24 protein-coding genes are annotated in these 20,166 nt (G+C 59.0%); 3 read left to right on the forward strand and 21 right to left on the reverse strand.

The features are described from left to right. Positions 1 to 48 precede the first annotated feature (48 nt). The 4 genes from K5658_RS15905 to rpoE are packed head-to-tail and all read right to left on the reverse strand — an operon-like array spanning position 49 to position 2,634. A complete protein-coding gene (locus K5658_RS15905; protein WP_221064084.1) occupies positions 49 to 492 on the reverse strand; it encodes a SoxR reducing system RseC family protein in 444 nt (147 codons plus the stop codon). Beyond that, positions 489 to 1,496, reverse strand: a complete 1,008-nt coding sequence (locus K5658_RS15910) for a MucB/RseB C-terminal domain-containing protein (RefSeq protein WP_221064085.1) — start codon at positions 1,494 to 1,496, stop codon at positions 489 to 491. The genes K5658_RS15905 and K5658_RS15910 overlap by 4 nt, the downstream gene beginning before the upstream one ends. Before the next feature lie 18 nt (positions 1,497 to 1,514). Then, entirely contained in the window at positions 1,515 to 2,051 is a 537-nt protein-coding gene (locus K5658_RS15915) for a sigma-E factor negative regulatory protein (RefSeq protein ID WP_221064086.1), read from the reverse strand. A 10-nt stretch (positions 2,052 to 2,061) separates the two neighbouring features. Next, the gene (gene rpoE / locus K5658_RS15920) at positions 2,062 to 2,634 is read right to left on the reverse strand and encodes an RNA polymerase sigma factor RpoE (RefSeq protein WP_085215070.1); all 573 of its coding nucleotides are present in this window, start codon (positions 2,632 to 2,634) and stop codon (positions 2,062 to 2,064) included. Positions 2,635 to 3,052: 418 nt separating this feature from the next. Between rpoE and nadB the strand changes: the two genes are divergently transcribed. Then, positions 3,053 to 4,648 carry an L-aspartate oxidase gene (gene nadB / locus K5658_RS15925; protein WP_221064087.1) on the forward strand — a complete coding sequence of 532 codons (1,596 nt, stop codon included), beginning with the start codon at positions 3,053 to 3,055 and terminating at the stop codon, positions 4,646 to 4,648. A 5-nt stretch (positions 4,649 to 4,653) separates the two neighbouring features. Here nadB and K5658_RS15930 read toward each other — a convergent pair whose 3' ends face one another. From K5658_RS15930 to K5658_RS16005, 16 genes are all read right to left on the reverse strand, one after another. Continuing rightward, on the reverse strand, positions 4,654 to 5,613 hold the full coding sequence (locus K5658_RS15930; RefSeq protein WP_221064088.1) for a PQQ-dependent catabolism-associated beta-propeller protein: 960 nt from the start codon (positions 5,611 to 5,613) through the stop codon (positions 4,654 to 4,656). Then, positions 5,610 to 6,242, reverse strand: coding sequence for a DUF4263 domain-containing protein (locus K5658_RS15935; RefSeq protein WP_221064089.1), 633 nt, complete (start codon positions 6,240 to 6,242; stop codon positions 5,610 to 5,612). The genes K5658_RS15930 and K5658_RS15935 overlap by 4 nt, the downstream gene beginning before the upstream one ends. A gap of 3 nt (positions 6,243 to 6,245) precedes the next feature. Beyond that, on the reverse strand, positions 6,246 to 6,521 hold the full coding sequence (locus K5658_RS15940) for a hypothetical protein (RefSeq protein WP_221064090.1): 276 nt from the start codon (positions 6,519 to 6,521) through the stop codon (positions 6,246 to 6,248). A gap of 315 nt (positions 6,522 to 6,836) precedes the next feature. Next, the gene (locus K5658_RS15945; RefSeq protein WP_221063818.1) at positions 6,837 to 8,033 is read right to left on the reverse strand and encodes a transposase; all 1,197 of its coding nucleotides are present in this window, start codon (positions 8,031 to 8,033) and stop codon (positions 6,837 to 6,839) included. A gap of 233 nt (positions 8,034 to 8,266) precedes the next feature. Then, positions 8,267 to 8,740: a PIN domain-containing protein gene (locus K5658_RS15950; protein WP_221064091.1), complete on the reverse strand. Its 474-nt coding sequence runs from the start codon at positions 8,738 to 8,740 to the stop codon at positions 8,267 to 8,269. After that, a complete protein-coding gene (locus tag K5658_RS15955) occupies positions 8,737 to 8,991 on the reverse strand; it encodes a UPF0175 family protein (protein ID WP_221064092.1) in 255 nt (84 codons plus the stop codon). Before K5658_RS15955 ends, K5658_RS15950 begins: the two co-directional genes overlap by 4 nt. Before the next feature lie 305 nt (positions 8,992 to 9,296). Beyond that, entirely contained in the window at positions 9,297 to 9,782 is a 486-nt protein-coding gene (locus tag K5658_RS15960) for a type II toxin-antitoxin system VapC family toxin (protein ID WP_221064093.1), read from the reverse strand. Positions 9,783 to 9,992: 210 nt separating this feature from the next. Beyond that, entirely contained in the window at positions 9,993 to 10,370 is a 378-nt protein-coding gene (locus K5658_RS15965) for a type II toxin-antitoxin system VapC family toxin (RefSeq protein WP_221064094.1), read from the reverse strand. 3 nt (positions 10,371 to 10,373) lie between these two features. After that, on the reverse strand, positions 10,374 to 10,610 hold the full coding sequence (locus K5658_RS15970; RefSeq protein WP_221064095.1) for a hypothetical protein: 237 nt from the start codon (positions 10,608 to 10,610) through the stop codon (positions 10,374 to 10,376). Between the two features lie 220 nt (positions 10,611 to 10,830). After that, positions 10,831 to 11,769 carry a DUF4238 domain-containing protein gene (locus K5658_RS15975; protein WP_221064096.1) on the reverse strand — a complete coding sequence of 313 codons (939 nt, stop codon included), beginning with the start codon at positions 11,767 to 11,769 and terminating at the stop codon, positions 10,831 to 10,833. Positions 11,770 to 11,791: 22 nt separating this feature from the next. Continuing rightward, positions 11,792 to 15,718: an ATP-dependent RNA helicase HrpA gene (gene hrpA, locus K5658_RS15980; RefSeq protein WP_221064097.1), complete on the reverse strand. Its 3,927-nt coding sequence runs from the start codon at positions 15,716 to 15,718 to the stop codon at positions 11,792 to 11,794. Positions 15,719 to 15,765: 47 nt separating this feature from the next. Then, complete coding sequence (locus K5658_RS15985; RefSeq protein WP_221064098.1) at positions 15,766 to 16,518, reverse strand: hypothetical protein; 753 nt, start codon at positions 16,516 to 16,518, stop codon at positions 15,766 to 15,768. 133 nt (positions 16,519 to 16,651) lie between these two features. Beyond that, positions 16,652 to 16,999, reverse strand: coding sequence for a type II toxin-antitoxin system PemK/MazF family toxin (locus K5658_RS15990; RefSeq protein ID WP_221064099.1), 348 nt, complete (start codon positions 16,997 to 16,999; stop codon positions 16,652 to 16,654). Further along, on the reverse strand, positions 16,999 to 17,232 hold the full coding sequence (locus K5658_RS15995; protein ID WP_221064100.1) for a hypothetical protein: 234 nt from the start codon (positions 17,230 to 17,232) through the stop codon (positions 16,999 to 17,001). The genes K5658_RS15990 and K5658_RS15995 overlap by 1 nt, the downstream gene beginning before the upstream one ends. Positions 17,233 to 17,345: 113 nt before the next feature. Beyond that, positions 17,346 to 17,783, reverse strand: coding sequence for a type II toxin-antitoxin system VapC family toxin (locus K5658_RS16000; protein ID WP_343223263.1), 438 nt, complete (start codon positions 17,781 to 17,783; stop codon positions 17,346 to 17,348). Next, positions 17,765 to 18,028 (reverse strand): hypothetical protein, encoded by a 264-nt coding sequence (locus tag K5658_RS16005; protein ID WP_221064102.1) that lies wholly within the window; start codon positions 18,026 to 18,028, stop codon positions 17,765 to 17,767. The genes K5658_RS16000 and K5658_RS16005 overlap by 19 nt, the downstream gene beginning before the upstream one ends. A 184-nt stretch (positions 18,029 to 18,212) precedes the next feature. Between K5658_RS16005 and K5658_RS16010 the strand changes: the two genes are divergently transcribed. After that, the gene (locus K5658_RS16010; RefSeq protein ID WP_221064103.1) at positions 18,213 to 18,458 is read left to right on the forward strand and encodes an AbrB/MazE/SpoVT family DNA-binding domain-containing protein; all 246 of its coding nucleotides are present in this window, start codon (positions 18,213 to 18,215) and stop codon (positions 18,456 to 18,458) included. Then, positions 18,455 to 18,865 carry a type II toxin-antitoxin system VapC family toxin gene (locus K5658_RS16015; protein WP_221064104.1) on the forward strand — a complete coding sequence of 137 codons (411 nt, stop codon included), beginning with the start codon at positions 18,455 to 18,457 and terminating at the stop codon, positions 18,863 to 18,865. The genes K5658_RS16010 and K5658_RS16015 overlap by 4 nt, the downstream gene beginning before the upstream one ends. A 72-nt stretch (positions 18,866 to 18,937) precedes the next feature. Here the strand turns inward: K5658_RS16015 and tyrS are convergent, their stop codons facing one another. Further along, entirely contained in the window at positions 18,938 to 20,134 is a 1,197-nt protein-coding gene (gene tyrS, locus K5658_RS16020) for a tyrosine--tRNA ligase (RefSeq protein ID WP_221064105.1), read from the reverse strand. Positions 20,135 to 20,166 lie beyond the last annotated feature (32 nt).

Consider the following 20,166-nt stretch of genomic DNA (forward strand, 5'->3'; position numbering starts at 1 on the left):
GTCAGGGAACCATAGGGTAAGGAATGGGATGGGATGGGGACAGCGCGATCAGCCGAGTTTCCGCAATACCACGGGGCGCGGTGTATTGCGCGAGGACAGCCGTGAAAATTTCAGGAAGGCGAGGGTCGCGGCCAAACCGGCCAGGCCACCCGAGGCGGCCGCCAGATCGGCGGGGGTGGCGAAAGCGCCGCCCAGGGTTTGGCCCAGGATGGCACCGGCCAGGAGCCCCAGCAGTGGCAACAGGTAAATCGCGAACGAGCCTTTGACGATGGCCCCTTCTTCGATCCCCAGGACCACGCGGTCGCCCGCCCGCACCTCGATGGGGGAAGACACCACGAGGCGGGCCAGATCGGGCTTGCCCTGTTCCAGGTAATCGGCGACACCGGCGGTGGCGCAGGGGGTTTTGCAAGCCGCGCAGGCCGATTGCCGGGGTTTTTCCACCCAGACTTGATCGGCTTCGACGTGGGTGACCAGGGCCTCTTCTTCGATCATGGCTGTTCCGTATCGCGGTGGCGCAGGCCGTGGGCGATGGCTTCCACGGTTTTGGCGGGCACCTCGCCCATCACGGTCGCGAGGTAATCGCCGATCTTGACGGACTCGGCATTGATGGTGCCGATTTTCTTGGGATGCTCCTTGGGCGGGCCGCTTTTTTGGTCCTCGATATAGATCGAGACCGAGGAAAAACCGTCGCTCAGGAGGATATGCTCGACCTTGCGGTCGTTCGGCGGGCGCTGCAAATGGCTGTACGACACGATTTGGAAGCCATCCGGCACATCGTGCAATTCCCAATGCAAGGAATCCAGCGGCAGGGTTTCGCGCTGGCTGGTTTGTCGGGTGAATTGGTCGATGGGCATAGAAGGGCTGAGGTCGCCGCCGGCGAAGCTGGGATCGAGGTCCAACGAGGTGAACACCATTTGTTCGACCGCCTGCCCGTCTTCCCCCAAAATCTCGAACTTGAGCGGTAGTTTGGAATCGGTGTCGATCCAGATGCGCCGGGCATAGCGGTAAGCGTCGAGCGGCGTGATATCGACCACCTGCGATAGGCGGCGGGCCACGTATTCCTGCCCTTTCAACTCGACCCGGTAATCGCGGGAAAGCTGGGTTAGGTCGTCCGGGATGTCCAGCAACACCGAGCGGGTGGAAGGTTTGTTCTCGACGAAGACCGTTTTGGTTTCGGGATAGTAGCAGGCCACTTTCTGGGCATCGCGCACCACTTCCCGCAAGGGGCTGTTCATCGAGACCAAGCGTTCCTGTTCCTTGCCGCCATTGACGGCGTGGAACAATTGGAAGCTCTCGACCTGCTTATCCTTGAGGTAGGCGACGGTGCCCTTGTAGTTGCGCTGGCCCACGGCATGGCGCATATCGGTGAGCCAGCCCAAGGCCGGAGCCTGTGGCGGGGCCACCGGCGCGGCGACGAGGCCCAGCGCCGCCAGCAGACACAAAGCGCCCAGCCCTGGGACCAAGCCCTTGCGCAGCCGGGACAGCGGGATCGACATGAACGCGGCCACCAGCGGTTAGCGCGGGGAACCGGAACTGACCAGCCGCACCGAGGGCAACATGCCCTGGGCACCGGACAGATAGGCGGTTTCATAATGGGCGACCAGATAGTCGCGGAACTCCGGATCGACCGAGGCCTGGGCGTTGTCGCCGTCGATGCCGGATTGCGCGATGACGTTCGGGCCGTTCATCGGGGAATAATCATGCAGGGATTTGCCCACCATCACCGCCACGGCGGCCAGGGAGGCCGCCAAGGCCAGGGTGACGACCTTGTCCCGATAGCCCATATCGCGCCGGGTGGCGGATTTGGCGGCTTGCGGGGCCAGGATGGTGGGTTCGTCGGCCAGCGCGGCGCTGATGCGGTCCACGAAGCCGCTATCGGGCACCAGGCTGGATTGGGAGCGCAGCGCCATACCGACCAAGTTGTAGCGGCGCCATTGCGCCCGCAAGGCGGGATCGGATTCGATCCCGGCCAGTAGTTTCAAGGATTCATCGCGCCCCAACTCGTCGTCGAGCATGAGGCTCAGCTTCTGCTTTAGGCTGTCTTCGATCATGGACGTGCCCCTAACCAAGTAAATGTTCAAGTTTCTTGTCGATGGCCTCGCGGGCCCGGAAAATCCTGGACCGCACGGTGCCTACCGGACAATTCATGACTTGCGCGATTTCGTCATAGCTCAAGCCGTCGAACTCGCGCAAACTGATCGCCGTGCGTAATTCTTCTGGAAGTTCGTCTAAAGCCAATTGGATTACTTCTGCCAGTTCTTCGCTCAGCACGAGACCCTCGGGGGTCTCGTTGTCTTTTAGACGAACCGCGGATTCGAATTGTTCCGCCTCATCAATATCGATCTCGTCGTCGGACGGGCGCCGCGCCCGCATCGCCAAATGGTTTTTGGCGGTATTGATCGCGATCCGGTAAAGCCAGGTATAAAACGCGCTCTCGCCGCGGAAACCCGGCAAGGCCCGATAGGCTTTGATAAAGGATTCTTGGGCAACGTCCAAGGCTTCGTGAGGGTCCTTGATGTACCGGTTGATCAACTGGGCGATCTTGTATTGATACTTGCGGACGAGGATATCGAACGCTTTTTTGTTGCCCTGCTGTACCTGCCGGACCAATTCCTCGTCGAGTTGTTCTCCCATTCCGGGGAATCCTTAGTAAGGGGGTGTCCGCCCTCGACGGCGGGTCGCCGTGGTTCGAGCGCGGGCGACCGTGAACGGATGGTCGGGGATTATCGTCTGGGCGTGGATGCTGTGATTCCTGGGAAAGCGATAAAACCTTCCGAATCCGGCCCAGTGTTGCCAAAAAGCATTATCGTCGTTTACCCGGCACCGTTCAATCGGTGTTCCCGCCCATGGCGGTGGACGTTCCGCCCACCCCGCCGTTTCCCCTGGGACCGGAGCGCCCACATTGTAACCACCCACCGCCCGAATCCGGCACGGGGCTTGTTGAAACAGAGCGCACCCGGCCCATGGCATTTCCGGCAGGCGCTTGGACCGCTGTTTAAGGGCGCGGAGTTTTACAGTAGGATGACGGGATTCCTTAAACCCGGTTTCAACGATGTCATCACTCGCATACGACGTTCTGGTCATAGGCAGCGGTGCCGCCGGCCTCAGCTTGGCTTTGCGGCTGGCCGACCATGCGCGGGTCGCCGTGCTGTCCAAGACCGCCCTGACCGAATCCAACACCCTCTACGCCCAGGGCGGCATCTCGGCGGTGCTGGACGAGGGCGACTCCATCGAATCTCATATCCAGGATACCCTGGTGGCCGGGGCCGGGCTGTGCGATCCTGACACCGTGCGTTTGGTGGTTTCGCACGGCAAGGAATGCATCGATTGGCTATTGGACCGCGGCGTGCCCTTCACCGAGGTCGTATCGGAAAACGGCGGGCACCATCTCCATCTCACCCGCGAAGGGGGGCACACCCACCGCCGGGTGGTCCATGCCGCCGACGCCACCGGCCTCGCGGTGGAAACCTCGCTCGAACAACATACCCGCGCCCATCCCGGGATCGAGGTGTTCGAGTATCACAATGTGATCGACCTCATCACCGCCAAGAAGTTGGGCGGACGCGAACAGCGGGTGCTGGGGGCCTATGTGTTGGATAGCCAGGAGCAAAAGGTCAAGACCTTCCGCGCCCGTTATGTGGTGCTGGCTTCGGGCGGGGCCAGCAAGGTCTACCTCTACACCAGCAATCCCGATATCGCGACCGGCGATGGCATCGCCATCGCCTGGCGGGCCGGGGCGCGGGTCGCCAATATGGAATTCATCCAATTCCATCCGACCTGCTTGTTCCATCCCCATGCCCGCTCCTTCCTGATTTCGGAGGCGGTGCGCGGCGAGGGCGGACGCTTGCTATTGGCCGACGGTTCGCCCTTCATGCCGCGCTTCGATCCCCGCGGCGAGTTGGCCCCGCGCGATGTGGTGGCCCGCGCCATCGACCACGAGATGAAGCGCTTGGGGGTCGATTGCGTATTCTTGGATGTTTCCCACCAGCCCGCCGAATTCATCAAAAGCCATTTCCCCACCATTTATGCCCGCTGCCTGGAACTCGGCATCGATATCACCCGCCAACCGATCCCGGTGGTGCCGGCGGCGCACTATACCTGCGGCGGCGTCCTCGCCGACCATGAGGCCCGCACCGATATTCCGGGGCTGTACGCGGTGGGCGAGGTGGCTTGCACAGGACTCCATGGCGCGAACCGGATGGCGAGCAATTCCCTGCTGGAATGCTTGGTGTTCGCCAAGCAGGCGGCGGAGGATATCCTGCGGGGTTTAAAGGACCAGCCCAACCCGCCGGAATTGCCGGAATGGGATGAATCGCAAGTGACCGACTCCGACGAGGAGGTGGTGGTTTCCCATAACTGGGACGAAATCCGCCGGTTCATGTGGGACTATGTCGGCATCGTCCGCACCGATAAGCGCCTGCAACGGGCTTTGCGCCGGGTCGAGTTATTGAAGCAGGAAATCGCCGAGTATTACGGTAATTTCCGGGTAACCAGCGATTTGTTGGAATTGCGCAACCTGGTGATCGTGGCCGAGCTGATTATCCGCTCGGCCTTGTTGCGGAAGGAAAGCCGGGGCTTGCATTTCACCTTGGATTATCCCGGCCTGGAAACCCGGAAGCCGCCGGCCAATACCATCCTGGTGCCCTGAAAGCCTCAGGGCTTGACCGCCACCCCCCAAGGATATTGCCCCACCGCCACCGATTTCAGCACCTTGCGCTGCACGAGGTCGATGATGGAGACATCGTTGCTGGCCCCGTTGGTGGTGTAGAGCCGCTTATGGTCGGGCGAGAACGCCAAATTCCACACCCGCTGACCGACCAGGAAATGGTCGACGACTTCGAGTTTCTGGGCGTCGATCACCGCCACCCGGTTGGACGGCCCCAGGGCCACATAGGCATAGCGCCGCTCGGGGTCGATCTTGATGCCCACCGGCTGGATTTTCTCCTGGGTCACGCCGGGGATTTTGAAGCCGATCTTGCCCACCGGTTGGCGGGTCGCCACATCGATCACCGACACCGTGCCCGCGATTTCCGAACTCACCCAAAGCTGCCGGCCATCGTCTGTGAAGGCGCAGGCGCGGGGGCGCGGATCGACCAGGGTGTTGTCGGCGACCTCCAGGGTCTTGCGGTCGATCCAATGCGCCATATTGGTGGTCTCGCTGGTCGCGGCCACCCAGGTACCGGCCGGGCTGGCGCAAACGCCTTCCGGTTCCACCCCGACCGGGATGGTTTTCACCACCTTCTTGCTGGCGATATCGACTACCGTGACTTGGTTGTCGTCCTCGTTGGAGACATAGAGCGCCTTGCCGTCCGGGTCGAGGGCGAAGGTTTCCGGGTCTTCGCCCGAGGGCAGTTTGCCGATCACCTTGAGCGTCGCGGTATCGACCACCTTGATGGCGTCCTCGTCGCTGACCGCGACATAAAGCTGCTTGCCATCCGGGGATAGGGCGATGCCGCGGGGGCGCTTGCCGATCTTCACCGTCTTCAGCAGTTTGCCTTCCGGCGCGACCACAGCCAGGGCGTTGTCTTTTTCCAGGGTGACATAGAGGGTTTCGGCGTGCAGCGGGGCGGAGGCCAGCCACAGGCCGAGCAGGAAACGCGCGGATTTGTTCATAGCAGAGAGGCTCGGGTGGAAAGATGTTTTTGATCGGCGTGATAGGCCGCTTCGTACAGCCGCAATTTGGCGGCGAGGTGCTGGTATAGCTCGTCGTAGGTGACGCAATGCAGGGGTTTGTCGTCGGCCAGGAGATGTTCGCGCCGCCAGTGCAAACGCTTGATTTGGTCGGGATCGAGCCGGGTTTCCAGCCCGGCGATGAAGAGTCCTTGGAAACCCGAATAGTGCGGGCCGAACCGCCGCAGGGATTGGTTGCTGCCGCGGGTTTCGGCCAGCCGCCAAAACCAATCGATCATCCGGCCACAACCCCGGTCGAATTGTTCCGCCCAATCCTCCCCGCCGCCGGTGCCCAAGGCCACGAAGCAGAATTCGCCGGCCACGGAATCGCCGATGGCGATATCGCAGAGGGAAACCCCGAGCAAATCGTAGTCGAACGCCAAACGGTCGGCCTGGGCCAGATAGGGGAAATAGGCTCCGATGAAGGCCGAGAGGTGTTTATGCCGCCGGAACCAGTCGAGTATGTCCGGGCCATGGGCGAAGGTTTCCGGCGCGTTGAGCTTGGCCGCCAAACCGGCCAGTTCCTTGCGGCATTGCCAGGGATCGAAGGCGAATTCCTCGAAGCTTTGCATGGGCTAATGCACCGAGTAGAACATCTTTTCCAAACGCCGATGGGCGACCACGTCCAACACCTGGATTTCTCCTTGTTCGTGCCTGAATAGTATCCTGAGTTCCGGGGTGGCCCGGAGCAGGTAGGTGGATTTTTCCCCGGTCAGGCGCTGCACATGGCGTAGGATATATTCGTCGTCCGGGAAACGGGCGAGCAAATGGGTTTGGTGTTCGATCCGGTTGCGGTCTTGCGGCAACAGGGAGCGGATGGCGATGGCGGCTTGGGGGCTTATGGTGACCATGGGCGGCGCTAGGATTTCCACCCCCGCTTGGGTTCCCGGAATTCGGACTGCATTTCCGTCCGCGCTCCTTGGATTCCGTTACGCAAGCGGCGTAGGTGTTCGAGAACCAGGTTTTCGACATTATCGGTCATGGCGGGACTCCGGTGGGTGGATGGTGATTCAGCGGTCCTATTGTGCCCGAATCCGGGCCTTAATATTTTCCCAATTTTGACGGCGTTGTTGCATAAACAGCTGATTTTGGAGGTTCCATCATCATGGGAACCTTCGATGGAGGACAGCCATGGCCACCCTACCCCCTTACAGGTGTAGGTTTATTCATACCGCCCCCGTGAGGATCGCCACGGTTGCCCCTGGGGTTGGGATTGGCACCGATGGCCAGGGTTCTGGGCGGGCCTTCCCCACCGGCAAGGCGCGGCGCTCGAAGAGGGCGGCCAGGATCAGGGAACGGCCATGGCGGAAAATCCCCACCAGCCGCCAGCGGTGGGCCTGTTGGCGGGGAGAGCCCGGAATGGCCGGGAAGGTGGCGGCGGCCATTCCGGCCTCGGCCTCCCCGCCCACCGAGAGCAGCCACCAGGTGGCGATGGCGATCGCCAACCAGAGGCGCTCCGCCCGCTCGGGATCGTCCATGCGGGTGTTCTGCCATTGCCAGCCGCCGCCCTTGATTTTCTTGAAGCTTTGCTCGATCCAACCGCGCAATCCGTACCAGCAGGCGTTGGCGGCTTCCGGCGGCAGGTCCGTCAGGACGAGCCAGGGGTCCTTGTGGCCTTCCCCCCAATAGGCCAACAGGGTGCAGTCCAGGCGGGTCCGCTTGCCGCCGAACGCCGTCCCCCGGCCTTGCCAGCGGTCGCCCACCTTCGGCACCAGGCGGGTGAACGGCCGCCAGTGCCGCCATCCCCGGGGGCGGAAGGTGCCGCCCGAGTTCACCCGCAGCATCGGGTGCCAGCCCAGCGCTTGGATCCCCTCGAACAGCCACTTGGCGTACAGCCCCCGGTCCGCCAGCACCAGGACGGTCCACGACGCGGGCGCGACGTCCTTAAAATGCCTCAGCAAGGCCAGCCATTCGGGCTTCCACGGATGCTTCCGTTCCGCCCTCAGCACCTTCCAGGCCACCGGCACCGCGCAGCCCCGGTAAAGTACGCTGACCGCCAGGACCACGAACCGCTGCCCCAGGCTCGTCGCGTCCAAGGCGACCGCCAACTGGTTTCCATCCCAGCCCTCCAAAACCCAGCCCAGCCAGGGGGCCCGGCACGCCTCCACGTCGAGTTCGCGGCGCTCCTTCCCGGCCTTGGCCTCCTTCCCACGGTAGACGTAGCGCAGGCGCTCCCGCACCGCGTCGCCCTTCTGCCCCAGCCGACACGACCACCAGTCGGTCAGCGCCGAAAGGCTGCAAGCGCCGACCACGACCATGCCCAGGCTCCACAGGGCCAAGCCCATCACCATCGGCTTCGAAAGGCCGGGAAAGTGGATGGCGATCTCCCGGTTCCATTGGTACAGTTCTGGAGGGCGAGGCATGGCGGTTCCTCCGGTACAGGGTGTTTGTCGTTACTCACCAATGTACCTTAACCCTTTGTCTCGCCTCCGGTTTTCCTGAAACCTACCCCTGTAAGCACCCTACCTCTCCGGCGCAATCCGCCCTCCCCGCCCACCGCCCAGACCGCCGGGCGCTTATGTTGGCGCGGTCGCTGCGGGGCAAGGATTCCCCTGCGGCGATGGGTTTCGGCTATCGGTTCTAACATCGCGCTGGCTTATTCCCCAACCTGACGTGCTAATTTGTCCACCAAGCCGTGGTTATACCGAATCCCTTGCCGCATCATGGCTTCGGCGGCCTCCCGGAAAGAGGGAATCCAATTTTGCTGCTTGGCCTTGAGCAAAACGCCCAAGGTGCCAGTCACTTTCAAGCCGAGGTATTCGGCCATATTGCGCCCGATTTTCTCGTCGATGATGACCCAATCGGCGTTCAACTTGCGGGCCATGTCGAGCGTGTGTTTTTCATCCTTATCCAGTTCGAGCAAAATCGTGGGATATTGGACGGGCGTGGATTCGACTACTTTCACCCATGGCAAGGCGCGAAGATCGGGAACCCTTATGATTCCACCCATTGCGCATTCCTCTATGACTTCGCCTACCAAATGAATCTCGGTGAATAAGCACGGCAATAGATCGAGTTGCCCGATACCGCTGAGCGCGATCAAAGGCGTGGTATTGGAAAAAACGATCATAGCAGCGCGGTTTCCCTCGCCAGATCGTCTTCCGAATCCTCCAGAAAAACCGCCCCGGCGTCGAAGGCTAGGCGCAGGAATTCAACGCGCCCGATATTCAGCCAAGTTGCCGCCGTGCCCGACGATAATTTTCCTTCTTTGAACAAGCCGATGGCGGTTTGGTGCTTGATATATTCGGCGAAACCTTCGGCGTTTAGGTGCAGCCCTAACAGCAATTCCGTGGGGCAATCGATTTGGATGGTGTGTTTCATGGTTATCTTTGGATTGTGTGGATTCCTGCCCGCAGCGTCTCGGGTTGCGCCGGAGGGATGGGGCTCCGCGGAACCCGGCGGGCGGTGATTCCCCCACGGCGATGGGTTTCGGCTATCGCTTTTGCCCATCGTGCCGGGTTTCCACTAACCGAGCTATTGGAGGTAACTTCCGGGGTATGCGGTCGATAATCTTCCGACCTGATATACCTTCCTTTTCTTTAAGCGCTTTGCAGATCGCTTCAAGGTTATTGCCATAGCGTGCGGCTAAGGCCAAACCCTGGTTTCTGACTTCATCGACAATCTCGTCATTCTTCATCGTCGTTGGCTCCTAATTCTTCGGGTGAGCAGAGAATCGGGCATAACCATCCCTGATTTTCGATAACACGGGCAATGAGCGCCTTCGTTTCGGCATTGTTGATGTGTTTGAAGTTCCAAGTGAGCAGGTAATCAATCCCTTGCGTGGCGGCGATGGCGATATGCAGCGCATCGCGGACGCTGTTGTCCGGGACGGCTTTCGACAATACCAGCGCATCGGCGAGCCATTCGGCTTCGGCAGTAATGGCGATATTCGGAATATCTGCGACGGCTTCGAGGCGTTTGGCGGCGGCGGCTGGGTCGCCGCCCGAAATTTCCTCTTCGACCAAGACGGAGATATAAACCTCATATCGGCCTTTGGATTGCAGCCACCAATCGTAGGTGATGGCTTGGCGTCCGGCTTTGATAACGTCCCGGCTTGGCCGCGAGGTGAGGTAGCTGATAATGGAGGATTCGATATAAACCGATGCGGTCATAGGTTGAACCTTGGAAGGGTGTTAATGCTCCATATTCCTGCGCCGTCCACGGCCAACGCAACCGCCCCGCCCTTTTCCCTTGGCCTCTGCGGCGGGCCGGAAGGTCAGCCCCTGGCGTCCCGGATTGCGCCGGAGGGGTGGGGCTGCGCGGAACCCGGCGGGCGGTGATTCCCCCACGGCGATGGGTTTTGGCTGTCGCTTCTGCCCGTCCTACCGTGCTGAGATATTTTTCACCGGGTCCAACACGGTTAATCCAGCGATCCACTCGAAATCTTTGGTATTGGCCGTTGCCAAGGTACTTCCCAGAACCATCGCCGTGCCCGCCACAATCGCATCACCCAACGACATTTTCCGTTGTTGGCGCAATTTGACCGCCTGTTCGAGAATCGGTTGGGTCACTGGGATTATGGGCGCGGCGCTGAAAAACTCGGAGAAATCTTGTTTGTCTTCCGCAGTCAGTCGATGGTATCCCATTACTTCCAAATAACTGATGGCGGAAACCGAGGGCGTGTTTTCGGCGATCCATTTCCGCAAATCGATATATTCCGGCTTGATGGAATAAATGATGAGGTTGCTATCCAGCAGCATGACTTATTCCCTGCCCGGAAGGGGACGGTCTTCGCGGGTTTCCCGCTGCCAAGCGATGGGATCGGTGATATCCGCCAAAGCATTCCGATCCGCCATGCGTTGCAGCGCGGAGGCCATGCGCTGGCCTGCCGGGTTGCCGGGATGTAGTTTGATGGCATGGATGAGTTGATAAACCACGGGCAAATCTTGCTCTTCGAGTTCGTCTATCGCGGATTTGAGGGTTTCCTTGGTAATCGCCATGGCTTTTCCTGTAGGTTGGTTTTTACACGTATAGCGGCGCGGATTAAAAATCGCCGCCCCGGTTGATGACAAAGACAAAATGCCGACCCGCTGGCCGCTGCGGCGGGCCGGAAGGTCGGCCCCTGGCGTCTCGGGTTGCGCCGGAGGGATGGGGCGGAGCGGAACCCGGCGGGCGGTGATTCCCCCACGGCGATGGGTTTCGGCTGTCGGTTCAATCCATCTACCGCGTTTCAGGTACCACACACTGCACCTCTCGGATTCTCCCTTCATGCCACACGCAGAAATACTCTTGAGCCGAATAAACGTGGCGCTCCGCATTCCAAGCAATACGACGATTCATTGTCGCAATATTTCCAGGTTTACAAATTACGGTGGGTTTTAGTGGGTTTTCAAAAACCCCGTAAAAACCAACATGACGACCAAGAGGAAAAAATACTTCGGTTTCTCTTAGGCCAAATCCTATTGGTCCCGATCTATTTCCTTTCCAAGCAAGGGAAACTGGGTGATCTGAGCAGATAAACTCTGGCCCTTCAGGCGGTGCCACCAATATCGACCAAGTTCTCTGACCTAAAAGCGGCAGCAATTGATCAAACGTTTTAAATTCCACGCGCAAATTTCCCTCTGGAAGGAACTCAAAATCGTATTTTCCTTCCTCGACAAATTGCCTAGCATCTTCAAATGAGACGCCATCGGGCATGTTTTCTCCTGCATCCCGAGCTTTCTCAAGATGGCGGTCCCAGATTTTTTTATCAGATACAAGGATTTCGGCCATCCTGCGGAGCATTTGTTCACGCGAGCGATTAAAGGAACCACGAAACTTTGGATTTCTTACCGCGATTAAACCCAAGAGATTTAATATAAGGTTCCAATCGACATCGTTCGGAAACCTTTGGTTTTCTATAACTCCCCGTATCGCATCTACCGCCTCTCCCTCGAACGGCGCTAGCGCATTTTCAAGCACATCTGGGGGATGTCCATCGATTTCAACCCGGTTAAAGTCCCTTCGCGAAGCAACGTTAAGCGGAGAAGTTTGAAATGCTTGACCCGAGTTAACATCGAGCACAAAGAACTTATCCTCTTTAAGTCCTGAGGATGTGAAAGCAGCTAAATAACCCTGTGGCAAATAATGATGCCGTCTAGCGATAGGTTTTTCTTTCACTCTGGCCCCTCAAAAACTTTACCTATTTACCCACAGTCCCCACCCCCTTCCAAGCCTCCTCCAACCGCTTCCCCGAAACCGGATAAGCCGTCTTCAAGGTCTGCGCGAACAAGGACACCCGGAACTCCTCCAAATGCCAGCGGAACGCATCCCGCCCAGGGTCCAGCTTGCTCGCGGGCGCCTTCACCGCCGCCCAATACCGCTTCTGGAACGGCTCCAACTCCTTGAACTGCTTGAGGTCGCGCAACGGGTCTTGCACGCATTTCTCCACCCGGAACAACAGCGCCTTGAGATAGCGCGGCATTTCCCGGATGCGCGTGTACGGCGTCGTCACCCAGAACCCGGCGTGGACCATCAGGGCCAGTTGCTCCTGCATATCGGCCTTGGCGGGCGCGGGACGCATCGCCTTCAGCTTGGATTGGGCCTCGCCGTAGAGTTGCAGCAGGGTTTGGGCGGTTTTCGCCATCTCCTCAGCCTTCAGCACCAACTCGGTCCGGTGCGCTTGCAGCCGCGCCGCGAATTGCGGGGCGCTACGGATATCCGGCTGATCCTCCAGGAACAGCGCCCCCATGATCCGGTCCAGCAAATCCTCCCGCAATTCCCGCCCCGGCTTCAGTTCGGGATGCAGGAACGGATGGACGGGCAGTTGCTTATATAAAAGCTCGGCCTGGGCATTCACCAACAGGTTTTTCTTGAGGTATTTCAGCTCCTTCGCCAGGGTCAGGCGGAACAGCCGGGCCAAGCCCAAACCGTGCTGGCGTTCGGCTTCCTCGGGGGTATCGAACACCCGCACGCCGATGGTTTCGCCCTCGTCCACCACCGCCGCGAAACCGTGGATCATCTGCCCGTCGTGCTGGCCCTCGAACTCCCGCGGCAAATCGCCGAAGCTCCATTCCTTGAGCTTGGTGTGGAGATAAGCCTGCCGGGCCAGCGCCTGGAAAGTCTGGCCCGCATCGACCGAATGGCGGCGCTTGAGTTCGTCCAGGTCGCGGGAGCGGTCCACCACGGCGTTGTATTCGTCCACCACGGCAATGGTCATGCGCAAATGGGCGGGCAAACCCGCCTCGGTGAAGGCGGTGGTCGGCACGCTGGTCCCGCCGGTTTTCTTGAGCGCCGAACTGAGTTGCTCGAACAAGCGGCCCCGCCCGAAATCCAGCATCGGCAACACCCGCTCGGCATGGTCCGGCACCGGCACGAAATGGATGCGCCAAGTCTTGGGCAAAGCCTTGATGAGCGCGACCACCTTTTCCCGCAACAGCCCTGGGACTAGCCAGCGGAACGGCTCGGGGTCGAGCCGGTTCAAGAGGTGCAGCGGCACGATGGCCGTGACGCCGTCCTCCACGTGGCCCGGCTCGAAGCGGTATTGCAAAGCCAGCTTGAGCGGCCCGACTTGCAGCGTGTCCGGGAAATTCACGGCGTCGAGCGAAGCGTCTTCCTTGCGGGTGATTTCCTCGCGGCTCAGGAACAGTAGCTTAGGTTGGGTGCGCTCGGCGGTTTTGCGCCAACGCTCGAAGGTGACGCCGTTCACGACTTCCGGCGGGATGCGCTCGTCGAAGAAGCGGTACAGCCAAGCCTCGTCCACCAACAAATCGACCCGCCGCCCCTTTTGCTGGAGATATTCGGCTTCTTCCAGAAGCTTGAGGTTGTTGAGGTAGAACGGTGCCTTGCTGTCGTAATCCATTTGCACCAGGGCGGCGCGGATGAACATTTCCCGCGCCTCCTTGGGGTTCACCCGCTCGAAGGGAATCTTGCGCCCGGCCTGGATCACCAGGCCGAACAGGCTGGTCCGCTCATGCACGGCCACGCGGGCGGCTTTGCGCTCCCAATGCGGGTCGTAGTGCTGTTGGTTGACCAGATGCGCCCCGACCTGCTCGATCCAGTCCGGCTCGATTTTGGCGACGGTGCGGGCGTAGACCTTGGTGGTTTCGACCTGTTCGGCGCAGACGATCCATTTCGGCTTGGCCTTGAATTGGAACGAACCGGGATGGATGAAATGCTTCAAGCCCCGCGCCCCGACGTATTCGTTCTGCTCCTGCTTCAAACCGACGTTCGACAACAGCCCCGACAGCAAGGCCCGGTGGACCTCGCCGTATTCGCCCGGTGCCAGATTCAGCTTCAAATCCAGTTCGCCCTTCACCACGTCCATGATCTGGCTGTGGATGTCGTGCCATTCGACCATGCGGATATAGGACAGGAAGCCATCCTTGCACCACGCCCGCTGCTTGGCCTTGCTGAGATGCTTCTTCTGCTCCTCGAACGCCTTCCACAGGTTCAGGAACGACAGGAAATCCGAATGCTCGTGGCGGAAGCGCCAATGCTTCTGGTCGGCGTACAGGGCTTGGTCGGCGGGGCGCTCGCGGGGATCGGGGATGCTGAGCGCGGCGACAATGATGGCAACCTCGGTCAAGCAGCGGCTTTCCGCCCCGGCCAGCAGCATCCGGCCCAAACGCGGGTCCACCGGCAGCTTGGCGAGTTTGCGGCCTATGTCGGTTAATCCCTTCTTTTCGTCCAAGGCGTTGATTTCCTGCAAGGTCTTGAGGCCGTCGCGGATCAAGCGTTCATCTGGCGGTTCCACGAACGGGAAGGCCGAGATTTCGCCGAGTTTCAGCGCGTGCATTTGCAGGATGACCGCCGCCAGATTGGTGCGTAGGATTTCCGGGTCGGTGAACTCGGGCCGGTTGAGATAATCCTGCTCCGAATACAGCCGGATCGCGATGCCGGGACCGACGCGCCCGCAACGCCCGGAACGCTGGTTGGCCGAGGCGCGGGACACCTTCTCGATGGGCAGGCGTTGCAGCTTGCTGCGGTGGCTATAGCGGCTGATGCGGGCATAGCCCGTGTCGATCACCGAGCGGATACCCGGCACGGTGAGCGAGGTTTCCGCCACGTTGGTGGACAGCACGATGCGGCGCGTGCCGGTGGGTTTGAACACCCGTTCCTGTTCGGCCTGGGACAGGCGCGAATACAGCGGCAAGATTTCGCAGTGTTGCGGATGATGCTTGCGCAGGGATTCGGTGGTTTCGCGGATTTCGCGCTCGCCCGACAGGAAAATCAGGATGTCGCCCGCCGATTGGTCGCGCCATAGCTCGTCCACGGCGTTGAGGATGGCTTGTTGCTCGGCCTTGTCGGTTTCGTCCTCGCCTTCCTCCACGTCCTCGACCGGGCGGTAGCGGAGTTCCACCGGATAGGTGCGGCCGGACACATTGATGATGGGCGCGTCCTTGCCGTTGTGGCCGAAATGGCGGGCGAAGCGTTCCGGATCGATGGTGGCCGAAGTGATGATGAGCTTGAAATCCGGGCGCTTGGGCAACAGCCAGCGCAGATACCCCAATAGGAAATCGATGTTGAGGCTACGTTCGTGGGCCTCGTCCACGATGAGGGTGTCGTATTGGTCGAGGAAGCGGTCGTGCTGGGTTTCGGCCAACAGGATGCCGTCGGTCATCAGCTTGACCAGGCTTTCGGGTTTGGTGTGGTCCTGGAAACGTACTTTGAAACCCACGGCTTGGCCCAAAGGCTGGCCCAATTCCTCGGCGATGCGGTTGGCGACGCTGCGGGCGGCGATGCGGCGCGGCTGGGTGTGGCCGATGAAGCCGCTCACGCCCCGGCCCGCTTCCAGGCAAATCTTGGGGAGCTGGGTGGTTTTCCCGGAGCCGGTTTCGCCGCAGACGATGACCACCTGATGGTTGAGGATGGCTTCGAGGATGTCCTGACGCTTCTCCGAAACCGGCAGGTCTTCCGGGTATTCGAGCTTGGGGACGCTGTTGGCCCGCGCTTCCCGCGCCGCGACCGATTCGGCGAGGCGGGTTTGGAGTTCCTCCAACGGTGCGGCGATGTCCTTGCCGGATTTGGCGTCGGCCCGAAGGCGGTCCAGGGTGCGGCGGAGGCGGTGTTGGTCTTTGCGGAGGGCTAGCGGGATGAGCTTTTCTTGGGGTTTGAAGTCGGGGGGCATTAGAAAATACTGATTTGCAAGCTTTCAAAAGTTAAGTAACTCATTTATTACTGAGGAGAGCAGCTAACATTTTTTATAGATGCCCTTCCAGCATAAATTTGAACCTCGTCAGCCGGTGGTGTAACTACATAGGTTTGCACCGCTGCTGGCTCGCCAATATTATCATAAATAACACATTTTACATTTTGTGCCTTACCTGTGGAAACAACAATCCTATAAAACCCATCTGCAATCTCGTAAAATCTTGTCACCCTAAAATCCGGCTTATATTTTTTTCGTATTTCCGCCATCTGCCTTTCCAAATCCTGCTTAGACCAAATTGGATATAACTTACTATCTTCAAATATAAAGATCGGCGGCAACAACTCACCACTGCGCCCGTCGTGGCTTACCGAAACCCAAGCAGAAAAATCCTTACATTTCAATTCCAAGTCTTCTCCTTGTGCATACTTAGGCTTCCATCCCTCACGCGGAAATCCATAATTGTTGACAAGTTTCTCAACGGCTTCTTCCGCGTTTTTTAAAAAATGTTTATCATTGTATTGCAACTTGAAGCTTATAAGCTTGCCTTTCATAAAAGTAGAAGTGTAATACTCATAATCATCAAGCCTTGTCGTTTCTGAAAATTTTTTGGCTGCTGATGCTATCTTTGATTCAAAATCTTTTTTAGTAATTCCAAGAGCAATCCCTTCAATCTTTGGAAATTTATCGATGGTAAGCTCGCAATCTGCGTTTGAAGAGCAAGGCAGAGCGAATAATAGAGACATAAAAAAAGGAAGGACAATTTTGACTATATTCATTGCTATCACCCACTTCCATATTCACACTTGTAAATAAACATTTTCTTTTTCCGAAGCTCTAGTTCGTGTAGCTCCGATTAGCTCAGCGCAATCGGAAGCATAAAATTTGTGTCCCCAGAACACGCTGGATGCTTTATAGTCCCAAACAATACCTCACAGCTTGTTCAACCCTTGCCATCGCATCCCCAGTCAATCGGCCAGCCAAGGGCTTGATAAACCGCGCCGAATCTAAAGATCGAATCTGGAAGCCCAAGAACACGGTTTCCATCGGCAAACCACTTTCCGCAGACGAAACCCGCACATTAGTTGGATGGTCGATGGGCATATTTTCCCCCTTGGTTCCAACAATAACGGTGACAACCAGGGGAAGACGATTAATGGCATCGATAGATAGAACGAGTACGGGCCGTTTTCCCGCTTGCTCTCGCCCTTGCGTCGGGTTTAAATCGACAAAATAAATATCCCCGCGCTGTATCGCCATTATTGAAGCTCCAAACCATCCGACATAGCCACATCAAATTCCTTCTCAATCTCCCGCAACTCCCTTTGAATATTCGGATCAGCCGCCATCGCCGCCAATTGAGCCTCAAGCGAGGATTCAGCCGCAAGCTGTTCCCGGATATGCTGGGCAACCCGCTCAACCAACCATAATTGCTCGGCGATAGGGAATTGCCGGATACGGTTTTCGATTTCCACCAACCTGACCATATTCATATAAACCACCAGTTCAATTGCCCTAGAAAAAACCCGGTGACGGTATCAACCAGCCTCGGATTCCCGCCACCGCCGCCGCCTCATGCGCCATTTATCGATGGAGCCCCCGAAAGTCAAGGCAAGGGCTCCAGTAGATTGATAAACGGATGGTGATTCTTCCAACGATAGGCGTGGAAGTCGCGGCGGTCGGTGGAAACGATGCGGCCATGCCCGAGATGTTCGGCCAACACCACCAGCGACGCATCGGCAAAATCCATGGGCAAGTCCGCATATCGGCGCATCAATTCGATCATGCGCTTCAAATGTACAAAATCGGGCTGGAATACCCGGACGCCCGAGGTTTCCAAGGTTTCCAACCAAGCCAACGTCATGGCAACCCCAACCCGGCCAAATAGAAGATGGACGGCTTCCGTCAATACCGGAACGCTGGTAATCAAAGGCTCCCGGTTGTTCCGCACGAACCGCCGACAGATTTCATGGCAGTGGTCATGCCGATCCGCCAAGCCGACCCAAAGCCCGGTATCCGCGATAATCACTGGGAACCGCCGCACTTATGGGAAAAATCCAGTTTTTGTTTATAGGTGGTGGATAGCTGTTCGTCGGTCTCGATGCAGCCGATAAACCCGATGGCATCCAAAGCGCGGTAAAGCGGCGATGGCTCATCGTTCTCGGGAGGCAGGGCCAAAGCGGCGTCAATCGCGTCGGCTAAAACCAAGGCCAAAGGCTTTTGCAGACGCTCCTGCAAAAGCCGCAAGCGCTCGGCATGGATATCGTCCAATTCGGCTTCGATGTGCATGGGATGTTTCCTGGATGGATGGCGGGCTGATTATAGGGCCATGAAGACCGCCGGGACGGGCCTCGGCTACTTTCGGCCCATGCTAGCCTACCCCCAAACGCAAGCCAACCCACAGGAAGAGCATCATGTACGCCATCATCTTGCCGGAGTATCCTGGCTCCCCTGACGCTAACCGGAGATTCCAATGCCGAAAATCACCCCTCAAGGCGAAGTACGCATTCCCGAGCGCTTCATCCAGGCCATGGGCATCGTTCCCGGCACCGAAGTGGATTTCGAGCAACAGGGCGAAGTCCTGCTGTTGCGGATCGCCAAACCGCGCAAGCCTTCCCGCCCGGAGGATGGGCCGGGGATTTTGGACTACAACGGCCCGACCGTGAGTTTGGACGAGATGGAAGACGCGATACGCCGGGGCGCTTCGGGGTCGCGATGAAAGCGCTGGATACCAACATTCTGGTGCGGTACTACACCCAGGACGATCCGGCGCAATCGCCGGTGGCGACGCGGATCATCGCCGAGGAACCGGCATTGTTCGTGCCGAAAACAGTGCTGATCGAGGTTTGGTGGGTGCTTACCCAGGTTGAGCAATTCCGTTTCCCACCGGACAAGGTCATGGCGGTTTTCGAGCATCTGCTGGGGCTGCCGAACGTTGAGGTCGAGGACGAGTCCGCCGTGGTCAAGGCTCTGGATTGGTGCCGGGCGGGCCTGGAATTCCAGGATGCGCTGCACCTGGCTTCGTCCGGGCATTGTTCGGAAATGCTGACCTTCGATGATCGGCGCTTTGCGCGGAGGGCTAACCGCCTGGGATTGCGTCCGCCGTGCCGGGTGGAGAACCGTTAAGGGCACGCGATGCTCAAGAGCAGCGGATTGGGCCAAACCGCCCAATCCGATAAAGGCAGGAAAATAAGAGAATCAGGTCAAACGCACCTTGGCGAACTTGCGCTTACCGACCTGCAAGATATGGGTATTGCCACCCTTGAGCGCCAATTTCTGCTCGGCCACCTTTTCGCCGTCGATCTTGACGCCGCCCTGCTGGATCATGCGGTTCGATTCCGAAGTGCTGGCCGTCAGCCCCAAATCCTTGAGCAAGCTCGCCAAGGGATAACCGCCCTCCCCCGCCGGAAGTTCGCGCTCCTCCAAATCCTCCGGCAGCAAGCCCTGCTTGAACCGGGCCTCGAAAGCTTCCAGCGCGGCCACGGCGGCGGCGGGTCCATGGAAGCGCTCGACGATCTCCTGGCCGAACCGCACCTTGAAATCGCGGGGATTCGCGCCTTCCGCGCAGGCCCGCTTCCAGCCTTCGATTTCGGCCATGGGCTTGAAGCTCAAAAGCTCCATGTAGCGCCACATCAAATCGTCGGACACCGACATCAGCTTGCCGAACATCTCGGCGGGCGGCTCGTTGACGCCGACATAGTTGCCCAGCGACTTCGACATCTTCTGCACGCCGTCCAAACCTTCCAGGATCGGCATGGTGATGACGATCTGTGGCGGCTGGCCGTAGACCTCCTGCAGTTGCCGCCCCACCAACAGGTTGAACTTCTGGTCGGTCCCGCCCAGTTCCACGTCGGCCTTCATCGCCACCGAGTCGTAGCCCTGGATCAAGGGATAGAGGAATTCATGGATGGCGATGGGCTGGCCGCTCTTGTAGCGGTTGTTGAAATCGTCGCGTTCCAGCATCCGGGCCACGGTGTGCTTGGCCGCGAGTTGGATCAAATCGGCGGGGCTCATGGCGTTCATCCAAGAGCTGTTGAACATCACCAAGGTCTTTTCCGGGTGCAGGATTTTGAAAATCTGCTCCTCGTAGCTCTTGGCGTTGTCGATGACCTGGTCGCGGGTCAGGGGCTTGCGGGTGGCGCTCTTGCCGGTGGGATCGCCGATCATGCCGGTGAAGTCGCCGATCAGGAACATGGCCTCGTGGCCGAGTTCCTGGAACTGCCGCAGCTTGTTGAGGAGGACCGTATGGCCCAGGTGCAAATCCGGCGCGGTGGGATCGAAACCGGCCTTGACCCGCAAGGGCCGCCCTTCGCCCAAGCGCTTCGCCAAATCCTCCTCGCGGATGACATCCACGGCACCCCGGCGGATCACCGCCAATGCTTCATCGACAGACATATCAATACCTTGGTGGGAAAAGGCGGGGATTT

It is taken from the genome of Methylomagnum ishizawai, from assembly GCF_019670005.1.
Classification (GTDB): domain Bacteria; phylum Pseudomonadota; class Gammaproteobacteria; order Methylococcales; family Methylococcaceae; genus Methylomagnum; species Methylomagnum ishizawai.

Coding starts and splice junctions, on each gene's coding strand:
- K5658_RS15905 (WP_221064084.1), bottom strand. CDS start 492: ATGATCGAAGAAGAGGCCCTGGTCACCCACGTCGAAGCCGATCAAGTC.
- K5658_RS15910 (WP_221064085.1), bottom strand. CDS start 1,496: ATGTCGATCCCGCTGTCCCGGCTGCGCAAGGGCTTGGTCCCAGGGCTG.
- K5658_RS15915 (WP_221064086.1), bottom strand. CDS start 2,051: ATGATCGAAGACAGCCTAAAGCAGAAGCTGAGCCTCATGCTCGACGAC.
- rpoE (WP_085215070.1), bottom strand. CDS start 2,634: ATGGGAGAACAACTCGACGAGGAATTGGTCCGGCAGGTACAGCAGGGC.
- nadB (WP_221064087.1), top strand. CDS start 3,053: ATGTCATCACTCGCATACGACGTTCTGGTCATAGGCAGCGGTGCCGCC.
- K5658_RS15930 (WP_221064088.1), bottom strand. CDS start 5,613: ATGAACAAATCCGCGCGTTTCCTGCTCGGCCTGTGGCTGGCCTCCGCC.
- K5658_RS15935 (WP_221064089.1), bottom strand. CDS start 6,242: ATGCAAAGCTTCGAGGAATTCGCCTTCGATCCCTGGCAATGCCGCAAG.
- K5658_RS15940 (WP_221064090.1), bottom strand. CDS start 6,521: ATGGTCACCATAAGCCCCCAAGCCGCCATCGCCATCCGCTCCCTGTTG.
- K5658_RS15945 (WP_221063818.1), bottom strand. CDS start 8,033: ATGCCTCGCCCTCCAGAACTGTACCAATGGAACCGGGAGATCGCCATC.
- K5658_RS15950 (WP_221064091.1), bottom strand. CDS start 8,740: ATGATCGTTTTTTCCAATACCACGCCTTTGATCGCGCTCAGCGGTATC.
- K5658_RS15955 (WP_221064092.1), bottom strand. CDS start 8,991: ATGAAACACACCATCCAAATCGATTGCCCCACGGAATTGCTGTTAGGG.
- K5658_RS15960 (WP_221064093.1), bottom strand. CDS start 9,782: ATGACCGCATCGGTTTATATCGAATCCTCCATTATCAGCTACCTCACC.
- K5658_RS15965 (WP_221064094.1), bottom strand. CDS start 10,370: ATGCTGCTGGATAGCAACCTCATCATTTATTCCATCAAGCCGGAATAT.
- K5658_RS15970 (WP_221064095.1), bottom strand. CDS start 10,610: ATGGCGATTACCAAGGAAACCCTCAAATCCGCGATAGACGAACTCGAA.
- hrpA (WP_221064097.1), bottom strand. CDS start 15,718: ATGCCCCCCGACTTCAAACCCCAAGAAAAGCTCATCCCGCTAGCCCTC.
- K5658_RS15985 (WP_221064098.1), bottom strand. CDS start 16,518: ATGAATATAGTCAAAATTGTCCTTCCTTTTTTTATGTCTCTATTATTC.
- K5658_RS15990 (WP_221064099.1), bottom strand. CDS start 16,999: ATGGCGATACAGCGCGGGGATATTTATTTTGTCGATTTAAACCCGACG.
- K5658_RS15995 (WP_221064100.1), bottom strand. CDS start 17,232: ATGAATATGGTCAGGTTGGTGGAAATCGAAAACCGTATCCGGCAATTC.
- K5658_RS16005 (WP_221064102.1), bottom strand. CDS start 18,028: ATGCACATCGAAGCCGAATTGGACGATATCCATGCCGAGCGCTTGCGG.
- K5658_RS16010 (WP_221064103.1), top strand. CDS start 18,213: ATGCCGAAAATCACCCCTCAAGGCGAAGTACGCATTCCCGAGCGCTTC.
- K5658_RS16015 (WP_221064104.1), top strand. CDS start 18,455: ATGAAAGCGCTGGATACCAACATTCTGGTGCGGTACTACACCCAGGAC.
- tyrS (WP_221064105.1), bottom strand. CDS start 20,134: ATGTCTGTCGATGAAGCATTGGCGGTGATCCGCCGGGGTGCCGTGGAT.